This window comes from Sphingomonas sp. DMC6, from assembly GCF_056314225.1.
In genome coordinates this window covers 97,104-114,923 of the sequence record NZ_JBQUYT010000002.1, presented here as the reverse complement: position 1 = coordinate 114,923, position 17,820 = coordinate 97,104, and the positions used below count along the sequence as shown (strand labels likewise).

Below are 17,820 nucleotides of genomic sequence, written 5' to 3'. Positions count from 1 at the left end.
CCCAGGCAGCTATTGAATTGTCGAGCGGGGCGGATTCGTCAGTCTATTTCAGCTTGGCGGCCGCAGCGTTCAGCTTTTCCCGATCGTTTCCGATCTTTTTGATAAGACCTTCGGCTTGATCCTTCGTGATGCCGTGCTTGCGGGCGAAATAGTTGACTTCATAGCCCTCGCCGCCAGCGACCTGACGCCTGTCCGCCGCGCCGCGCTTCGATTTGTTGTCTGCCATTTCAACTCTCCTCCTCCTCCGTAGAATCGTTGAGGAATCTTACGGTTCCCCGGACGGAGTAACCTAGTGCTCGACCCGAGCCATCCCAAGCGAATCGACCCCGAATAAGCAGCGAGGCTGCCTAGGCTCCTAAGGTCTGGGAGCTGCTTTCGGGGCGATCAGCCGACGAACGGGCGTCGTTCGATTTGCCCTAATATAGCCAGACATAGCCGTGGCTACGACGGCCGATGATAGCTGTTGTCCGGCGTCGAAAATCGCATTCTTTACCTGTCTCCGACGCCGCCGGTGCGGCCTCGACCAACGGAGACAGACCTCAAGTGACCCAGCCATCGGCCATCGTTCACGCACGCGGCACCGCCATGTTGCGGAGCGCGCTCGGTCCGGCCATCGCGGCATGGCTGGATGACGCTAACGTCTCCGAGATCATGCTCAACGCCGATGGCCGACTGTGGGTCGATCATCTCGACAGCGGCATCGCGGAAACGGCCGAGCGCCTGAGCCCGCTTCAAGCCGAACGGATCATCCGGCTCGTCGCGCACCATGTTGGCGCCGAGGTCCACCGTGACGCCCCGCGCGTTTCCGCCGAACTGCCGGAAGGCGGCGAGCGATTCGAAGGGCTGTTGCCACCCGTCGTGGCCGAACCGGTCTTCTCGATCCGTCGGCCCGCAAGCCTGCCGCTGGCCCTTGCCGACTATGTGGCAGCCGGGACGATGACGGCGACGGCCGCCGCCTATCTTGCCCAGGCCGTCCAGACGCGCGCCAACATCCTCGTTGCCGGCGGCACGTCGACCGGCAAGACGACGCTCACCAACGCGCTCCTCGCGGTGGCCTCGGGGGGAAGCGACCGGATCGTCCTGATCGAGGACACGCGGGAACTGCGCTGCGACGCTGCTAATGTCGTCGCTCTGCGCACCGCGCCCGGCGTCACCATGACGGATCTAGTCCGCTCGAGCCTCCGGCTGCGGCCCGATCGCATCCCCGTCGGCGAGGTACGCGGGCCCGAAGCGCTCGACCTGTTGAAGGCATGGGGCACCGGCCACCCCGGGGGGATCGGCACGATCCATGCCGGCACCGCCAGCACTGCGCTGCACCGACTCGAGCAACTGATCCTCGAAGCAATTGCGCACGTGCCCCGCCCGCTCATCGCCGAGACGATCGACGTGATCGCCGTGCTGACCGGCCGCGGGCCGGAGCGCCGGCTGTCCGAGCTCGTCCGCGTCGAAGGGCTCGAGCCCGATGGCAGCTACCGCCTTCTCCCAATCCACCTCGCCACAGGAGCAGCTTTATGACCCGCCTGCAGAAACTTCAGCGCGCCAGCCTCGTCGCGGCCGCAATACTCACCTCGTCGCCGGCTTGGGCCGGAGGCTCCGGCATGCCCTGGGAGACACCACTCCAGTCGATCGTCGACTCGGTGCAGGGTCCGGTCGCGAAGGTAATTGGCGTGATCATCATCGTGATCACCGGCCTGACGCTCGCGTTCGGCGACACGTCCGGCGGCTTCCGCAAACTGATCCAGATCGTCTTCGGCCTGTCCGTGGCGTTCGCCGCCTCATCCTTCTTCCTGAGCTTCTTCAGCTTTGGCGGCGGGGCACTCGTCTGATGCAGGAAGATCTGCCCGGGTTCGCGGCGCCGGTCCACCGGGCACTCGCCGAGCCGATCCTGTTGGCCGGCGCCCCGCGCGCGCTCGCGATCGTCAACGGGACGCTCGCGGCCGCCGTCGGAATCGGGCTCAGGCTCTGGATCGCCGGCCTGGTGATGGCGGTAGTGGGCCACGGTCTCGCCGTTTTCGCCGCGCGGCGCGACCCGCAGATCCTTCCCGTCGCCCGCCGCCACGTGGCACTTCCCACTCTCTTCGAAAGCTGACCCCATGATGTTCCTGCGCGAACATGCCCGCCGCGCGTCGCGGCTCTCCGATTTCCTGCCCTGGGCGGCGCTGATCGCGCCGGGCATCATCCTCAACAAGGACGGCAGCTTCCTGCGTATTGCGCGGTTTCGCGGTCCCGACCTCGACAGCGCGACCCAGGCCGAGCTGATCGCCACCTCCAGCCGATTGAATAGCGCCCTGAAGCGGCTCGGGACCGGATGGGCGATCTACGTCGAGGCGCAGCGCAAGGAGTCGCCAGGCTATCCGGCATCGGACGGCTTCGCCGATCGCGTGTCCGCGCTGATCGACGAGGAACGGCGCGACCAGTTCGAAGGCGGCGACGTCACCCGCCCGAACTTCACCAGCGCCTATTATCTGACGCTGCAGTGGCTGCCTCCGGCTGACGACACTTCGAAGGCGTCGTCGCTATTCTACGAGGGTGGGGCCGAAGCCGTCGCGACCGCCGCGGATCACCTCGATGATTTCGAGCGCGACACCGGGCGACTGCTCGACATGATCGAGGGCGTGATGCCCGAAGCGGCGTGGCTCTCGGATGCGGAGACGCTGACTTACCTCCACTCGACAATTTCCACCCACGCGCAGCGGATCGCGGTGCCGGAAACGCCGATGCACCTCGACGCGCTGATGGCCGACGAACTGCTGGTGGGGGGACTCGCGCCGCAGTTGGGTGCCAAGCACCTGCGCACCCTGTCGATCTCCGGCTTCCCAGCGGTGACGGTGCCGGGGATGCTCGACGAGCTCAACCGCCTGGGCTTCGCCTACCGATGGACGACACGAGCGATCTGCCTCGACAAGGTGTCGGCGCAACGCATGCTCGGCCGCATTCGGCGCCTGTGGTTCTCGAAGCGCAAGAGCCTCGCCGCAATCATCAAGGAAGTGCTGACCAATGAGGCGAGCGTGCTGGTCGACAGCGACGCCGCCAACAAGTCGGCCGAGGCCGACGCCGCGCTTCAGGACCTCGGCGCCGATATCGCGGGCTACGCTTATGTCACCACCACCATCACGGTGCTGGGCGACACCGCTCGGGACGCGGATCTTCGCCTCCAGGCGATCGAGAAGATCGTGCGCGGCCGCGACTTCGCCTGCATCGCGGAAGGACTGAATGCGCTCGAGGCGTGGCTGGGCTCGCTGCCCGGCAACCCCTACGCGAACGTCCGCCAGCCGCCGGTCTCGACACTGAACCTAGCCCATATCATGCCGGTGTCGGCGGTCTGGGCCGGACCCGATCGCGACCCGCATTTCGACGCGCCGCCGCTGTTTCACGCCCGCACTCAGGGCGCGACCCCGTTCCGCTTTTCGCTCCACGTCGGCGATGTCGGCCACGAGATCGTGATCGGCCCGACCGGCGCCGGCAAGAGCGTGCTGCTTGCCTTCATGGCGCTCCAGTTTCGCCGCTACCGTGACGCTCAGATCTTCGCCTTCGATCACGGTGGCTCGATCCGGGCGGCGACGCTGGGGATCGGCGGCGAGTGGCACGATCTCGGCGGGAGTCTGAGCGGCAATGCCGCGCCGGTGTCGCTTCAGCCGCTCGCCCGGATCGACGAGCCCGACGAACGCGCCTGGGCGGCCGACTGGCTGGCGGCGATCCTCGCCCGCGAAGGGTTCGCGATCACCCCGGAGGTGAAGGAGCACATCTGGACCGCGCTCGGCAGCCTCGCGGACGCGCCGGTGCAACAGCGCACGCTGACCGGTCTCGCGGTGCTGATCCAGGCCTCAGGCCTGAAGCGCGCACTGGCCCCATACACGCTCGCCGGTCCCTATGGCCGGCTGCTCGATGGTGATGTCGAGCATTTCGGAGACAGCGACACGCAGGCCTTCGAGACCGAGGGGCTGGTCGGCACACCCGCGGCGCCAGCGGTTCTCGCCTATCTGTTCCACCGGATCGGGCGCCGGCTCGATGGCCGTCCAACCTTGATCCTGATCGACGAAGGCTGGCTGGCGCTCGATGATCCGCTGTTTGGCCGCCAGCTCAAGGAATGGCTGAAGACGCTCCGCAAGAAGAATGCGAGCGTTGTGTTCGCCACCCAGAGCCTCGCCGATATCGAAGGCTCGGCGATCGCGCCGGCGATCATCGAAAGCTGCCCGACGCGGCTGTTTCTCGCCAATGAACGCGCGCTCGAGCCGCAGATCATGGGCGTCTACCGCCGGTTCGGGCTCAACGACCGCCAGATCGAGATCATCGCCTCGGCGACGCCCAAGCGCGACTATTACTGCCAGTCGGCACTCGGCAACCGGCTGTTCGATCTGGGCCTTGGGCCGGTTGCGCTCGCCTTCGCCGCCGCCTCTTCGCGAACCGACCTCAACGCCATCACCGCACTGATCGAGCGTCACGGCTCCGACGAATTCGCGTCTGCCTGGCTGCGCCATCGCGGTCTCGGCTGGGCCGCTGACCTGCTCGAACCTCAGACACCCGCTTTCACCCCCGCCCATGAGGAGGCCCTGCCATGAAGACCCGTGCCCTTGTCTCAAGCCTTGCCGTGGGCGCTGCCGCGCTCGCATTGACGCTCGCCTCGCCAGCTCAGGCCCAGTTTGGCGGGATCGTCTATGATCCCACAAATTATGCGCAAAATGTCCTGACGGCGGCGCGCAGCCTTCAACAGATCAACAACCAGATCTCCCAGATCCAGAACCAGGCGCAGAGCCTGATCAATCAGGCGCGCAATCTGACCTCGTTGCCGACGAACACGCTGGCGAGCCTGCGCCAGTCGATCGACCGCACGCGGCAGCTGATCGCCCAGGCCCAGCAGATCGCCTATAATGTCCAGGACGTCGATCGCGTGTTCAACGCACGCTATCCGGCGGGATCGCTATCGGGCACCTCATCGGGCCAGCTTGTCGCGAATGCTGAAGACCGCTGGCATGACTCAGTGGCGGGGTTTCAGGATTCGCTGCGGACCCAGGCGACGATCGTCACCAATCTCGGCGACACCCGCGCGCAGGTCGACACGCTGGTCACCGCCAGCCAGGACGCGACGGGCGCTCTGCAGGCGGCGCAGGCCGGCAATCAGCTGGTCGCGCTCCAGACGCGCCAACTCGCTGACCTGACCGCGCTCATGGCCGCGCAGAACCGGGCGGCGAGCATTGCGGCCGCGCGCGCCGCCGCCGACGAAGCGCAAGGGCGCGAGCAGACGAAGCGCTTCCTGGCACCCGGCACGGGCTATGTCCCGCACAGCGTGACGCTCTTCCGTGACTGAGGGGCCGACAGCCGAGAGGCGGGGCCGGTTCGTCAGGCTCGGCTGGCGGTCGGTTGCGATCGCCAGCACCGCGGCGGGAACCGGGACCCTCGCTCTGATCGTGCTGAGCGATCCGGCGCCGCCACCTGCGCGCTACACGATCGGTGACAGCGCCGAGCAGCCCGGGGGGATCGAGGCCGATCCGCTGCGCGCCGAACTGGCCCGCTGCCGGACGCTGCCGGCAAACAGCGACGATGCGCGCTGCCGCGAAGCCTGGGAGGTCAACCGCCGGCGCTTCATGGGCGAGAGCCGCAGCTTTGTCGTGCCGGTCGAGCCGCCACCAATCGAACCGGCACCATCCTCTTCGGCCGAACAACCAGCGGTCGCCGCTCCCGCCACTCCTGCCATTTCGGAGCACTGACCCATGGGCGAGGGCACGGGCGTCATCGATCGGTTTCTCGATCTTTTCGCGCGCTACATCGATAGCGGCTTCGGCCTGATCCACGGCGATGTCGGCTTCCTCGCAAGCTCGCTGATCGTCATCGATGTGACGCTGGCGATGCTGTTCTGGACCTGGGGTGAAGGCGAGGACATCGTCGCCCGGCTTGTGCGCAAGACGCTACAGGTCGGCTTCTTCGCCTTCCTGATCGCCAACTGGAACGGCCTCGCCAAGATCATCTATCTGAGCTTCTCGGGGATCGGCCTCAAGGCAGCCGGGTCGGGCAACGCGAACGATCTCCTTCATCCCGGTAAGATCGCGCAGATCGGCATCGATGCGGGGCAGCCGCTGCTGGACCAGGCTTCGCTGCTCGTCGGGCCGGTCGGCATCTTCACCAACTTCGTCCAGATCGCCGTGCTGTTGCTCGCCTGGGCGATCGTGCTGCTCGCCTTCTTCATCATCGCGATCCAGCTGTTCGTCACGCTGATCGAGTTCAAACTGACGACGCTTGCCGGCTTCGTGCTGGTGCCTTTCGGATTGTTCGGTCGCACCGCATTTCTCGCCGAACGCGTGCTGGGCAATGTCATGGCGACCGGCATCAAGGTGTTGGTGCTCGCGGTCATCATCGGCATCGGCTCCACCATCTTCCGCGATTTCGTGATCAATTTCGGCGGGGCGCAGCCAACGATCGAGCAGGTCGCAAGCCTCGCCCTTGCAGCACTGACGCTCCTCGGTCTTGCCATCTTCGGACCTGGCATCGCATCCGGCCTGATCTCGGGCGGGCCGCAGCTCGGCGCTGGCGCGGCTGTCGCCACCGGCGCGGTCGTCGGCGGGGTCGGGGCTGCAGCGACCATGGGCGTCGCCGGCGCCGCTGGGTTGGCGAGCCGCGCCGGCTCGGCAGCCGCGTCTACCCTGTCCCGATCCGCCGGTTCGCCCCCCTCTGGCGGATCCTCGTCGGCGCCCCCCGCTCCCCCAGCGCCGACGGGCGGCGCTCCGACGGTTCCCCCGCCGTCCGGAGCGCCGGGGGGTGGCGTGAGCGCAAGGACAGGTGAAAGCACGAGCGGCTCTTCTGACTCGGCACCGTCCAGCACCGCGACCGATACGAGCCCGAGTTCGTCCGAACCCGCATCGGAGGCGAGCACAGGCACCGCCACAGCTGCGATGCCGTCCGCCGTTCCGGCCGAAGGACCGGCACCGGCTTGGGCTAAGCAGCTGCGCCGCCGTCAGGCCATGGTCCAAGGCGCGACGCTTGCCGCCCACACACTTCGCTCGGCCGACCATCACGGCGGCTCGGCTCACATTTCCCTGGAGGATCGTTCATGAACCCTTTCCGCCGTCCCTCGTCGCGCTTCGGCCGCGAGCCCGTCCCCGAAACCCCCTATCAGCGTGCCGGCCAGGCCTGGGACGATCGCATCGGCTCGGCGCGGGTCCAGGCGCATAGCTGGCGGCTGATGGCCTTCGGTGCGACCGCGCTCCTGTCGCTATCGGTCGTCGACAATCTGCGCCTGCGGTTCGGCTCGCACATCGTTCCCTATGTCGTCGAGGTCGACCGGCTGGGGGCCGCCCGCGCAGTTGCCGAAGCCTCGAGCGACTATCGGCCGACCGATCCTCAGATTGCGTGGCATCTCGCGCGGTTCATCGAAAATGTGCGCTCGCGACCGGCGGATGCGATCGTCCTGCGGCAGAATCTCAATGCCGCCTATGATTTCACGACGGAGCAGGGCGCCGCGGCGCTCAACGATTACGCCCGTACCCATGATCCGTTCGCGGACCTGGCCGATTCCCAAGTTTCGGTCGACGTGAAGAACGTGGTGCGGGCGTCGGGCGACAGCTTCCGGATCGCGTGGGACGAGCGGCGGTATGACCATGGCCAGCTCGCCGCCACCACCCATTGGACGGCAGTGCTGACAATTGTCGTCCGCACGCCAACAGACGCGGCGACGCTCAGCCGCAACCCGCTCGGGCTCTACGTCCACGCCATCAACTGGTCCCAGGACCTCGGAGAATGACCATGCGCACCCTATTGTTTGCCGCACCTCTTTTGCTCGGATCCGTCCCGGCGTTTGCGCAGTTCGCGACGCCATCCGCGCGTCCGGTCGCCGCCGCGACCGATGCGGCGCGGGTCAGCGCGCGCGCTGCCGGCTGGCAAGGTGCGACACAGCTGTTCGTCTACGCACCGGGCGGCCTCTATCAAGTCTATGCCGCGGTCGGTCAGGTCACCGACATCATGTTGCAAGAAGGCGAGACGCTTTCCGATACCGGCGCGGTAGCTGCCGGTGACACGGTGCGCTGGGTGATTGGCGAAGCGGCAAGTGGCACCGGGTCCAGTCGCCGCACGCACATATTGGTCAAGCCCACAGATCCGGGTATCGGGACCAACCTGGTCATCAATACCGACCGGCGAACCTACCATGTCGAGCTGCGCGCAACGCCCGCGACCTATATGGCGAGCGTCGGCTGGTCCTACCCGCAGGACGAGCTGATCGCGGTGCGCTCGCGGATCGAGGCCGCGACTGCCGTCGCCAGCACGCAGGTCCAGACCGGGATCGATCCCGCGAAGCTCGACTTCGCCTACCGCCTGAGCGGCGCCAATCCGCCCTGGAAGCCGGTGCAGGTGTTCGACGATGGCGCGAAAACCTATCTGCTGTTTCCACGGGATATTGCGCAGAACGAGCTGCCGCCGCTGTTCCTGATCGGGGAGAAGAACAAGGCCGAGCTCGTCAACTACCGCGTGGCGGGCCGCTATATGGTGGTCGACCGGTTGTTCTCCGCCGCAGAGCTCCGGCTCGGCACCAAGAAGCAGCAAATCGTCCGCATCGAACGGACGCGCGCTCGGGAGCTGCAGTCGTGACTGAGCCCGACGAATTTACCCGCGATCCGGCGGAAAAGCGGACGCCGATCGCAACCCGTGCGGCTGCGCCGACACCGCGCCGCCTGTCACGCAAGGCGCTGGTGACGCTCACCGGCGTCAGCGCGCTCGGCGTGGCGGCCGCGCTGGGGTACAGCCTGACCTTTAGCCATCGCAGCCGGGCGCCGCAGGAGACCGTCTCGGTCGAGCGCCGCAACACCGATGCGCTGGCCGATGCACCCAAGGATTATGGTGATCTTGCGCGCAACGCCTCCGCCGGGCTCAGCGCGCCGCTGGCGAGGGGCGCGCCAGTGACCACCCCTCCGCTTGCCGGGACTGACGCAGGATCGCCCCGCCCGGTGCATAACGATGAGGCGGCCGAGCAGCAGCGCCGCCGCCAGCAGCGCGAGAGCGCGCGGGCCAGCAAGCTGTTCGCCGGCACCGGCCAAGACCCGCGGCCGGCGGCGGCCAGCCTTGAGCCAGCACTTCCCTTTTCCGGCCGGCCGGCCGGCGGCGAGATGGGCCAGGCGGCGAACGGCGATGCCCAGGACCGTAAGGCGGCGTTTGTCGCCGGCGGGACACGAGAGCCGACCGTAAACAGCGGCAGGCTCGCCGCGCCGGCGGGACGCTATGTCGTGTCGGCGGGGTCGACGATAGCGGCGGCCCTTATCACGGGACTGTCCTCCGACCTTCCCGGCCAAGTCGTGGCGCAGGTGACGGAAGACGTGTTCGACACGGCCAGCGGCCGCACGCGGCTCATTCCGCAAGGGACCCGGCTGATCGGCAGCTATGATGCGCGGGTGAGCTACGGCCAATCTCGCGCGCTGGTCGTGTGGACGCGGCTGATTTTTCCCAATGGTCGCTCGATCGATCTTGACCGGATGGTGGGCACCGATGCTGCCGGCCAGTCGGGGCTCAGCGACCGCGTGGACAATCATACCGGCAAGCTGTTGATTGCCGGCTTGCTGTCGACCTTGTTCGGGGTGGGCGCCAATGCCGCGGCGACCGGCGGAGGGGACAATGCGGACATCGCCTTTGCCATTCGGGAAAGCCTGGGCCGGTCGGTTGAAAGCGCGGGCGACAAGATCGTGAGCCGCCAGCTCGACGTCCAACCGACGATTACCGTGCGCCCGGGCGCACGCGTGCGCGTCCTCGTCAGTCGCGATTTACTGTTGGTCCCTTGGGGCGAAAACTGACCCCGAGGAGCGTCAGACTGACGCGGACGGAGAATCCTCGCCGATCATGTGCAACGCCTCGATGGCGTGATCGAGGTAGTTCACGACCATTTCCTCCTCGGGCCGATCGAGCAGCCCGCGCGCCAGATCGATAAGGCGTTCAGCCTCGGTGTGGCGTCGGTCGTTGACGGATGGGAGGTCTGGCATGGATCGAACCGTAATGGACATACTGAAGATCGTCCATAACGAATAGGCACGATCGTTCCTAGAACGATCGTGCCTACGCTGTGATCAAGTGGCGATGGATCTCAAGGTGATTTTATCGACCAATATTCGGCGTATCCGTAATGAGACGGGGCGGACGCAAGAGGAGATGGCCCATGTCCTCGGCATCAGCCTGCGCTATTTGGGCTCGATCGAGCGCAGCAAGGTGTCCCCGAGCGTCACGCTGCTTGGAACGTTTGCAGCCGCCCTCGGAGTTAGCGCCTGCGATCTCATTACACCCCACAAAAGTTAGTAGCGGGGACTCAGAGGAAAAGGCGGCTCAGCGGCCGACGCGTGCTTTCGCACGTAAGCCAGCAATCGGTGACGGAGCGGATTTCGGTCATCCTTCGACCAGACAGCGTCGATTCCGACAAAGGCGTTTTCATCAGCAATTGGGCGGAACGCCACACCATCGCGTGGCACCATGGCCGAAGCGAGTGTGATCGCCGCACCAAGGCCGAGCCTGACCATTTCGATGAGCGCGCTACGCGAAACGTCATGAAGTTCACAGTCTAGCGGCTGGTCTCCTGCCCGCGCGGTGACTGCGCGATAGGCCGACAGGTCACCCTGATGCGAACGCAGCATTATGGGAAGTGGGGACAGCTCCGCCCAATGGAGATTGTCGCAGGCCGCGAGCGGATGATCGTCCGGTATCGCGACGACAAGCGGCTCTTCCCACAGGCGTTCCTGCACGATGGCGCCGCCGGTCAGTTCGGGAAGCAGTGCGGTAAATGTAATGTCGAGGAGTCTCTCGTTCAGCTGCCTGTTGAGCTCGCTCGGCGATGCTTCGACGAACCGGAGCTGTACGTCGGGGCAGGTCTGGTGGAATTCGGCGATCCCCGCGCTTAACGGGCTCGAACTGAGCCCCGGGTAGAAGCCGATTGCCAACGAGCCCGTCATGCTCTGGGCGGTAGCCAGCGCTCGCTCGATCTGCTGATCAACGGTAAACAGGAGCAATTTGGCTTTCGGGAGAATGGCGCGTCCGATTGGCGTCAGGGCAACCGGAGAGCCGCGCCGTCTTTCGAAGAGGTCGCCGCCATATATGTCTTCCAGTTTCGCGATCGTTTGGCTGACCGCGGGCTGCGAGACACCGAGTTGGCGCGCAGCGTCGGCGAAGCTGCGCGTTTCGACAACCTTTAGGAAAGTCTCAAGTTGATTAAAGTCGGGGCGTGGAACCAATCTTCTGCTGGACTTTCCGTCCCGTCGGGGGCCCTTTTCTGGCACGGATCAGCCTTGTTTCTTTGTGGTTCGCGACGGCCCAGCACCACCGCAGCTTAGTGGCAGCCATTTAAGCGCTAAACATCTCAAGCGAGGTCATTCCTTGGCGTCGATTCCCAGTCTTTCTTTACTGACTTCACCTTGAACTTTGCCAAGGCCTCAGATGCCGTAACCTCAAAGGCGCTGGGTTTAAAAATTGCGCACGCCGCAGTCCAATATCGTTTCCTGAATGTCTTATTCCCAGAGTTATGAGGTCAATCCAACTCGGAAGGTGAGCCGTCTTGCATTCGCGTGGCGCGTTCCATAGTATAACCTCAGAGAATAGGCGACCCGGAATTTGGCCTTTGTCTGCAATGTTTCTCTTGCCCATCCTTCGAGGTTGGGGCGCCCTAGAGCGCCAGAATGGAACGAAGGAAGGGGCACGTATGTCAAAGGGGAGCGCAAAGGGTCGCAGGGGCGCAATGCTAGCAGCGGTATCGATGATGGCAGTTCTGGTTGGCTGCGCGACGGCGGCCGAAGCCCAGACCCAGCCTCAGACGCAGGACGCCGCTACTTCAGAAGAGGTGGGAGAAATAATCGTCACCGCGCAGAAACGCAGTGAGCGCATCAGCGATGTTCCAATGTCGATCAGTGCGGCGACGGGCGAGCAACTTGCCCAACGCGGTGTGACGCAGGTCGCAGATCTAGCAAAGGTCGTTCCGGGATTTACCTATCAGCCAAGCAATTATGGCACGCCGGTCTACAGCATCCGCGGCATCGGCTTTTTCGATCAGGCGGTTGCGGTTGCACCGGCCGTCAGCGTCTATGTCGACCAGGTGTCGCTTCCCTATTCGGTAATGACCGAAGGCGCGACCCTCGACCTTGAGCGCGTAGAGGCACTTAAAGGCCCGCAGGGGACGCTCTTTGGCGAGAACTCGACCGGCGGCGCGCTCAATTTTATCGCGAACAAGCCTACCGATCACCTGACCGCGGGTGGCAGCTTCAGCTACGGCAACTTCGATGCGATAAATGCCAACGGCTATTTGAGCGGCCCTCTCGGCGACACCGTTTCGGCGCGTATTGCGGTGAGCACCGACCAGCGCGGCAACTGGCAACGCAGCCAAACGCGAGACGATGGTCTCGGCAAACGAGATTTTACCGCTGGGCGGCTACTTTTGGACTGGAAACCCAGCGACTCCGTCCGCTTCGAGCTAAATCTGAACGGCTGGTTGGACAAGAGTGATACCCAGGCGGCGCAGTTCGTCGCCGACGCACCCGCAGTGCCTGGGGGATACCAAGACTTGACGGCGGTGCTGGCTGCGTTCCCGGTGGCACGGCATGACAATCGCGTCGCCGACTGGGATCCCGGGATCAGCTTCCGCCGAGACGACCGCTTTTACCAAGCCTCGCTTCGAGGCGATTGGGACATTTCGCCATCGATCACCATCACATCCCTGACGGCATACTCGGATCTCAAGCAGCATTCCCCCAGCGATACGGATGGTACGCCTTACGATAATTTCCGTCTAACGATTGATGCGAGGATTCATTCCTTTTCTCAGGAATTGCGTATCGCGGGCACCGCGATGGACAGCAAGTTGCGCTGGATGGTCGGCGGAAATTACGAACATAACATTACGCACGATAATCAATTCGGACATATCCACGGGACGAATTCGGGCGTCGGTCCGATCCGGTTCACCGAGTTTATCAACTCGAACAACCAAGACATCGAAACCAAGGCGGCATTCGGCAGTCTGGATTACAAGATCACTGACACAATTACGGCCTCAGTGTCCGGGCGCTACACCGACGCCCGCGACAAATTCTACGGCTGCCCGTTCGATTCCGGAAACGGTGAACTCGCGGCGGCCTTCTCGCAAATCGCGTCAGCGCCGATCCCGCCGGGCCATTGCGTAACATTCGATCCGGCGACGTTTGCGGCTCTGCCGATTGTCCGCAAGTCGCTCAGCGAGGACAATGTCTCGTGGCGAGCAGGCCTGAGTTGGAAGCCCGAGACTACCACCCTCGTGTACGCGAATGTCACGCGGGGCTACAAAGCTGGTAGCTATCCAACGATCGCGGCGCTTCTTCCCGATCAGTTCAATCCAGTCACGCAGGAGTCGGTTCTCGCCTATGAGGTTGGCTTCAAAAAGAGCCTCTTCAATCAGGCCGTACAGATTACGGGTGCTGGATTTTATTATGATTACACAGACAAGCAAATCCAAGGCTTTATCAGTAGCGCGTTCGGAAATGCGCCAGCGCTCGTGTCGATTCCAAAGGCAAGCGTGAGGGGCGGAGAGGTCAATATCACTCTACGGCCAACGACCGGCCTGGTCCTCTCTGGGGGCGCCACCTACGTCGACTCACGGGTTGACCGCCACTACGCGTCAAACGACCCCTTCGGCGCTAGCGTCGATCTCAAGGGCGAGGCCTTCCCAAACACGCCGCGTTGGCAGTTGACCGGCGACGGGCAGTACGACTTCCCTGTGTCCGGCGCGATTAAGGGATTCGCGGGTGCATCAATACGATACCGCAGTGGAAGCTGGGCAGCGTTCGGTGAACAGCCCGTATTTCGCATCCCTTCGTACGCCGTCATTGACCTTCGCGCCGGCATTGAATCGAGTGGTGGACGCTGGCGCGCGGAAATTTGGGGGCGAAATGTCACCGATAAATTCTACGCGACTAGCGTCACGCACGTCTTGGACACCACCGCGCGGCTGACGGGGATGCCCGCCACCTACGGCTTCACTGTTAGCTTGAAATATTGATCTGGACGTCGGCTCGCGAGGCCGGCGACCAGGGAATAGGAGTTTGAGAGTTGATCACCAAAAGCGCACTTCTTGGCATCGCTATGCTCGTGGCGGTGGGTCCGAATTCTGTCGAGGCGAAGGTAATGCGGACGGCGGCCAGCAACGGCGCATCCGCGATGGACGGGGAAAAGAGGATCGTTGCCGACAGCGGTGCGATAGTGGAGCCTCCATTTCTCCTGCGGCCCGCAAGCAGCAACTGGGACTATGAAATCAGAGTGGCACTGCCCGCGTCCTACGCGAATTCGGATGCTTCAACCTATCCTGTTCTGTGGGTCATGGACGGGGCCACCAATTTTGATGAGGCGGTCGGTCTAGTCAATGCGTCGCAGACGATGCTGCCAGAGATGATCATTGTGGGCGTCGGTACCCCGAGAGACAAGCGGGATCAGGGCCTTGCTCGTCGCGCCTATGACTTCGGCATGTCGGGCGCTGACACATATCGATTTGATGGGCTGGGTAGCGATAACCCGATGATGGCGACCTACTCGGCGGAGATGAAGCGCATTGTCGGGGCTGTGCCCAATCCGGGCAAAGACGGCGCGTGGAACGCCCAGAAGTTTTTGTCATTCATAACGACAGATGTTCGAGAAACGATACAAAGGAAGTATCGGACAAATGGTGAAAACACGCTCTGGGGATTCTCACTAGGTGGCTATTTTTGCCTTCAAACGCTTTTCACGAGGCCAACCAGCTTTGACGGGTATATTTGCGGGAGCCCTGGCGGGTATATGGACAACGCCTTGGTATTTCGTCTTGAGCGAGACTACGCTCAAACGCACAAGGATTTGAAGGCCAAAGTCTTTGTTTCCGCAGGGTTGGGTGAAATGACGTCATGGGGATCCGTGTCGATCATGGGATCGGTAAGCGGTGTAGCACGCCTGACCGAAATCCTGACAGATCGGGAATATCCTTCCCTCGAACTTCACACAGAATTGTTCCCAGGTCTGGTTCATGACGCGATAAATCAGGATTCCAACTTATACCAAGGTCTTCGGGCACTTTATAACAAAAAGCCTGTGAAGACGCTCCTCCACACGGGGCATGCCCCGCGCGACAAATAAGACGACGGCCTGGTCAACGTGGGTGGCAGCGATTCGAAAGGTGAACGGGATGCTGAACATGCCTTCCCCCGCGTCCCAAACTAAGGCGGGTCGGCGCCCGATGCGAACCAGGCAACGCGCGGTGGCAACCATCATATTGGGGATAGCGCTTTCCACGTCGTCGTCTGGCGCCCAAATCGTGGCCAAGCCAGGAAGCGATGCTACCGTCGGGAGCGCAGCGCCGATGTCTGCGCGCCCCAAACGCGGACAGGGTAGCGTCCTCGGTTTTCGGACCGTTTCGAGCGCGCCCGAGACGGTCAGTGGTGGCACCGTTCTTATCAGATTGTCGGTACCGGCCCAACCACGGTGGGCTGCCGAACTCAATGGCCGTGACGTCACATCATCGTTTCGCTTCGTAAAGGCCTCGGACGGGTGGCTGTCGTTGCTAAGTGGCCTCAGGACCGGGCGAAATAAACTGGTGATCAAAGTGGATGGCAGGGTTCGATCCCAGCTTTGGCTCATCAATCATTCCGTGTCAGGACCGGTCTTTTCGGGCACTCAGCAGGCACCGTTGTATTGTCAAACTGTCGCAAACGGACTTGGAACGGCGCGCGATGAGACTTGTAGCGCGCCAACCGTCGTTCAGTACTACTACAAGTCAACGAGCCCGGCGTTCCGGAGCAAGAATGACAACATGATAACGGCGCTCAGAACACTGAACGGCGAGATGGCGGACGCCCTTCCGCCGGGTTTCAAACCCTATGATCCGGGTGGCAAAGTGCCTTCGGACATTGCAATGACCACGACGTCCGATGGGGGCAAGGTCCCGTATATTGTCAGGCGGGAGCTCGGAGTTATTAATCGCGCGATATACGACATACGCTTCCTCCATCAGCCGGGCCAACCTCTGCCGACGCCTTGGGAGGGTCATGGTCGCGAATGGAACGGGCGTCTGGTTTACCTTTTTCGAGGGGGGTGCGGCGGCGGTTATCACCAAGGTCGCCTGCAGAGCCGTTCGAGCGACGAGGCTCTGATTGCCAAAGGCTATGCGACGGCCACCTCATCGCTCAACATGTTCGCCACCTCATGCAACGATGTTCTCGCAGCGGAAACGCTCTCTATGGTGAAGGAGCACTTCATCAAGACCTTCGGAGAGCCGGTGCATACTATCGGCTTCGGGGAGTCGGGCGGTGCGATGCAGCAATACCTGATAGCCCAAAACTATCCCGGCCTGCTCGATGGAATAATTCCATATCTGTCTTTCCCTGACGTCGTTACCTTCGTGCAGACGGTCGGTGATTTCGCGCTTCTCGCTCATGCGATCGACGGTTCAAAGCTGGGTTGGACCGAGCAACAGAAGGCAGCCATCTCCGGCATGGCGACTTGGCGTACGATCGAGGATTACGCGGGCGCAGGGTTGGCGTTTGTCAGCCCTAGGGCCTGTGACGCTTCCGTGCCAAAATCTGAACGGTACGACCCAGCAAGTAAGCCTGGTGGCGTCCGCTGCGATGTGTTCGACAATGAGATCAATGTGTACGGCCGCGATCCCAAAACAGGCTTCGCACGAAGGCCCTTGGATAATGTCGGCGTCCAGTACGGACTGGCAGCTTTCAACGCCGGCGTAATCGATGCGGAACAATTCGTTGAGTTGAATGAGAGGATTGGCGGATTCGACAGCGACGGCAACGTCGTGCCGCGACGAACGGAGGCTGACCCTGTCGCTGTCCAGAATGCCTATCGATACGGACTGGTGCTGAGCGGAGGCGGAGGGTTGCCAACAATCCCCATCATAGACTGGCGCTGGTATGGTGATGATCTTGGCGACGGGCACGACCGTGTAAGGTCTTTTGCGATCCGCGAGCGTTTGATTGCAGCGAACGGCAACGCGAACAATCAGGTCATCCTGACATACCCTCGAGCGATGACAATGAATGAACTGGATCTCAATCTCGTGAGTGATCCAGACCCGAAGACATCGTTGGTCTCACGGATCGAACTCGAGCTCGTGGGATTAATGGATCAATGGCTGAGCAACATCGATGCTGCCGGAGGCTCCGAGACGAGTGGGGAAAAGGTTGCACGCAGCAAGCCGTCGAGTTTGGTCGACGCCTGTTGGGCGATAGATGGGGAGAAATTTGGTGGCCCGATAGTCTACGGCGCGAGTGGGCGATGTGCGCAACTTTATCCGATGCATGCCGATCCGCGTATGGTCGCCGGTGGTCCAATAGCCAACGATATCTTGAAGTGCGAACTAAAGGCGATTTCGTTTTCTGAATACAAGTTTCCGTTGGATGCAGAACAGCGCCAGCGGTTGAACACCGTCTTTCCAGCCGGAGTTTGCGACTATGCTCGCACCCGCCGTAGCGAGCGCGTGAAGCTCGAGACTTGGCGCCGTTACTAGACAGCTCGCGTGCTGTCCCGTCCTAGGCACTACCGCTTTAAGCCGCTTTGTACGGTGAGGGGGGAAAGCTCACAAGCTGGCATTTTCGCGCCCTCACGGGTCGAGAGCTGGCTAGTGCGCCTGATATCCTGGGGCTGACGGGTAAGGCGGCGGACAGACAAACCTGCTCTGGTGCCTGCCTTTCGCGACCTGCTCGGCAGCGTTCAAAGCGTGCGCTCGACGTCTGCGGAATCCCGTTCTTATCCTCGGGCGATGCCATCGTACGCATGCGCGTCGACGCACCCTGGCGCCGCGCTCGGGCAACCGATACGGAAACTCCATAACCCTGAAGAATAATTAACCCGGAAATCGGTCTTGGT

General features: G+C 62.9%; 17 protein-coding genes. 14 read left to right on the top strand and 3 right to left on the bottom strand.

What is annotated here, in order from left to right; genetic code table 11:
* Positions 1-43 precede the first annotated feature (43 nt).
* The gene (locus ACT53M_RS04355; RefSeq protein WP_476231721.1) at positions 44-226 is read right to left on the bottom strand and encodes a DUF3606 domain-containing protein; all 183 of its coding nucleotides are present in this window, start codon (positions 224-226) and stop codon (positions 44-46) included.
* Between the two features lie 359 nt (positions 227-585).
* On the opposite strand from ACT53M_RS04355, the gene trbB reads away from it, so the two are divergent.
* From trbB to ACT53M_RS04305, 10 genes are read left to right on the top strand one after another with little or no spacing between them, the layout of a single operon-like run.
* Positions 586-1,515 (top strand): P-type conjugative transfer ATPase TrbB, encoded by a 930-nt coding sequence (trbB, locus tag ACT53M_RS04350; protein ID WP_476232392.1) that lies wholly within the window; start codon positions 586-588, stop codon positions 1,513-1,515.
* Positions 1,512-1,826 (top strand): TrbC/VirB2 family type IV secretion system protein, encoded by a 315-nt coding sequence (locus ACT53M_RS04345; protein ID WP_165322334.1) that lies wholly within the window; start codon positions 1,512-1,514, stop codon positions 1,824-1,826. The genes trbB and ACT53M_RS04345 overlap by 4 nt, the downstream gene beginning before the upstream one ends.
* A complete protein-coding gene (locus ACT53M_RS04340) occupies positions 1,826-2,089 on the top strand; it encodes a VirB3 family type IV secretion system protein (protein WP_476231720.1) in 264 nt (87 codons plus the stop codon). The genes ACT53M_RS04345 and ACT53M_RS04340 overlap by 1 nt, the downstream gene beginning before the upstream one ends.
* A gap of 4 nt (positions 2,090-2,093) precedes the next feature.
* The gene (gene trbE / locus ACT53M_RS04335; RefSeq protein ID WP_476231719.1) at positions 2,094-4,559 is read left to right on the top strand and encodes a conjugal transfer protein TrbE; all 2,466 of its coding nucleotides are present in this window, start codon (positions 2,094-2,096) and stop codon (positions 4,557-4,559) included.
* A complete protein-coding gene (gene trbJ / locus ACT53M_RS04330; RefSeq protein ID WP_476231718.1) occupies positions 4,556-5,305 on the top strand; it encodes a P-type conjugative transfer protein TrbJ in 750 nt (249 codons plus the stop codon). The genes trbE and trbJ overlap by 4 nt, the downstream gene beginning before the upstream one ends.
* Complete coding sequence (gene trbK-alt, locus ACT53M_RS04325) at positions 5,298-5,705, top strand: putative entry exclusion protein TrbK-alt (RefSeq protein WP_476231716.1); 408 nt, start codon at positions 5,298-5,300, stop codon at positions 5,703-5,705. Before trbJ ends, trbK-alt begins: the two co-directional genes overlap by 8 nt.
* 3 nt (positions 5,706-5,708) lie before the next feature.
* Positions 5,709-7,046, top strand: a complete 1,338-nt coding sequence (gene trbL / locus ACT53M_RS04320; protein ID WP_476231714.1) for a P-type conjugative transfer protein TrbL — start codon at positions 5,709-5,711, stop codon at positions 7,044-7,046.
* Positions 7,043-7,732, top strand: a complete 690-nt coding sequence (gene trbF, locus ACT53M_RS04315; RefSeq protein ID WP_476231713.1) for a conjugal transfer protein TrbF — start codon at positions 7,043-7,045, stop codon at positions 7,730-7,732. The genes trbL and trbF overlap by 4 nt, the downstream gene beginning before the upstream one ends.
* 32 nt (positions 7,733-7,764) lie before the next feature.
* Positions 7,765-8,574, top strand: coding sequence for a P-type conjugative transfer protein TrbG (gene trbG, locus ACT53M_RS04310; protein ID WP_476231712.1), 810 nt, complete (start codon positions 7,765-7,767; stop codon positions 8,572-8,574).
* Positions 8,571-9,767 carry a TraB/TrbI/VirB10 family type IV secretion system protein gene (locus ACT53M_RS04305; protein ID WP_476231711.1) on the top strand — a complete coding sequence of 399 codons (1,197 nt, stop codon included), beginning with the start codon at positions 8,571-8,573 and terminating at the stop codon, positions 9,765-9,767. The genes trbG and ACT53M_RS04305 overlap by 4 nt, the downstream gene beginning before the upstream one ends.
* A gap of 12 nt (positions 9,768-9,779) precedes the next feature.
* Here ACT53M_RS04305 and ACT53M_RS04300 read toward each other — a convergent pair whose 3' ends face one another.
* The gene (locus tag ACT53M_RS04300) at positions 9,780-9,953 is read right to left on the bottom strand and encodes a hypothetical protein (RefSeq protein ID WP_476231710.1); all 174 of its coding nucleotides are present in this window, start codon (positions 9,951-9,953) and stop codon (positions 9,780-9,782) included.
* Between the two features lie 94 nt (positions 9,954-10,047).
* On the opposite strand from ACT53M_RS04300, the gene ACT53M_RS04295 reads away from it, so the two are divergent.
* Positions 10,048-10,263 (top strand): helix-turn-helix transcriptional regulator, encoded by a 216-nt coding sequence (locus tag ACT53M_RS04295; RefSeq protein WP_476231709.1) that lies wholly within the window; start codon positions 10,048-10,050, stop codon positions 10,261-10,263.
* Here the strand turns inward: ACT53M_RS04295 and ACT53M_RS04290 are convergent.
* Positions 10,260-11,189 (bottom strand): LysR family transcriptional regulator, encoded by a 930-nt coding sequence (locus ACT53M_RS04290; protein WP_476231706.1) that lies wholly within the window; start codon positions 11,187-11,189, stop codon positions 10,260-10,262. The two genes, ACT53M_RS04295 and ACT53M_RS04290, sit on opposite strands and share 4 nt — an antisense overlap.
* Positions 11,190-11,707: 518 nt before the next feature.
* On the opposite strand from ACT53M_RS04290, the gene ACT53M_RS04285 reads away from it, so the two are divergent.
* Genes ACT53M_RS04285 through ACT53M_RS04275 form a run of 3 tightly spaced genes read left to right on the top strand, consistent with a single transcriptional unit; the run spans position 11,708 to position 17,461 of the window.
* The gene (locus ACT53M_RS04285) at positions 11,708-13,978 is read left to right on the top strand and encodes a TonB-dependent receptor (protein ID WP_476231705.1); all 2,271 of its coding nucleotides are present in this window, start codon (positions 11,708-11,710) and stop codon (positions 13,976-13,978) included.
* 50 nt (positions 13,979-14,028) lie between these two features.
* The gene (locus ACT53M_RS04280) at positions 14,029-15,081 is read left to right on the top strand and encodes an alpha/beta hydrolase (RefSeq protein ID WP_476231704.1); all 1,053 of its coding nucleotides are present in this window, start codon (positions 14,029-14,031) and stop codon (positions 15,079-15,081) included.
* Complete coding sequence (locus ACT53M_RS04275; RefSeq protein ID WP_476231703.1) at positions 15,062-17,461, top strand: DUF6351 family protein; 2,400 nt, start codon at positions 15,062-15,064, stop codon at positions 17,459-17,461. The genes ACT53M_RS04280 and ACT53M_RS04275 overlap by 20 nt, the downstream gene beginning before the upstream one ends.
* Positions 17,462-17,820 lie beyond the last annotated feature (359 nt).

Excerpts from the sequence above, each read along its gene's own strand:
- ACT53M_RS04355 (WP_476231721.1), bottom strand. The coding sequence starts at position 226 with ATGGCAGACAACAAATCGAAGCGCGGCGCGGCGGACAGGCGTCAGGTC.
- trbB (WP_476232392.1), top strand. The coding sequence starts at position 586 with ATGTTGCGGAGCGCGCTCGGTCCGGCCATCGCGGCATGGCTGGATGAC.
- ACT53M_RS04345 (WP_165322334.1), top strand. The coding sequence starts at position 1,512 with ATGACCCGCCTGCAGAAACTTCAGCGCGCCAGCCTCGTCGCGGCCGCA.
- ACT53M_RS04340 (WP_476231720.1), top strand. The coding sequence starts at position 1,826 with ATGCAGGAAGATCTGCCCGGGTTCGCGGCGCCGGTCCACCGGGCACTC.
- trbE (WP_476231719.1), top strand. The coding sequence starts at position 2,094 with ATGATGTTCCTGCGCGAACATGCCCGCCGCGCGTCGCGGCTCTCCGAT.
- trbJ (WP_476231718.1), top strand. The coding sequence starts at position 4,556 with ATGAAGACCCGTGCCCTTGTCTCAAGCCTTGCCGTGGGCGCTGCCGCG.
- trbL (WP_476231714.1), top strand. The coding sequence starts at position 5,709 with ATGGGCGAGGGCACGGGCGTCATCGATCGGTTTCTCGATCTTTTCGCG.
- trbF (WP_476231713.1), top strand. The coding sequence starts at position 7,043 with ATGAACCCTTTCCGCCGTCCCTCGTCGCGCTTCGGCCGCGAGCCCGTC.
- ACT53M_RS04300 (WP_476231710.1), bottom strand. The coding sequence starts at position 9,953 with ATGCCAGACCTCCCATCCGTCAACGACCGACGCCACACCGAGGCTGAA.
- ACT53M_RS04295 (WP_476231709.1), top strand. The coding sequence starts at position 10,048 with ATGGATCTCAAGGTGATTTTATCGACCAATATTCGGCGTATCCGTAAT.
- ACT53M_RS04285 (WP_476231705.1), top strand. The coding sequence starts at position 11,708 with ATGATGGCAGTTCTGGTTGGCTGCGCGACGGCGGCCGAAGCCCAGACC.
- ACT53M_RS04275 (WP_476231703.1), top strand. The coding sequence starts at position 15,062 with ATGCCCCGCGCGACAAATAAGACGACGGCCTGGTCAACGTGGGTGGCA.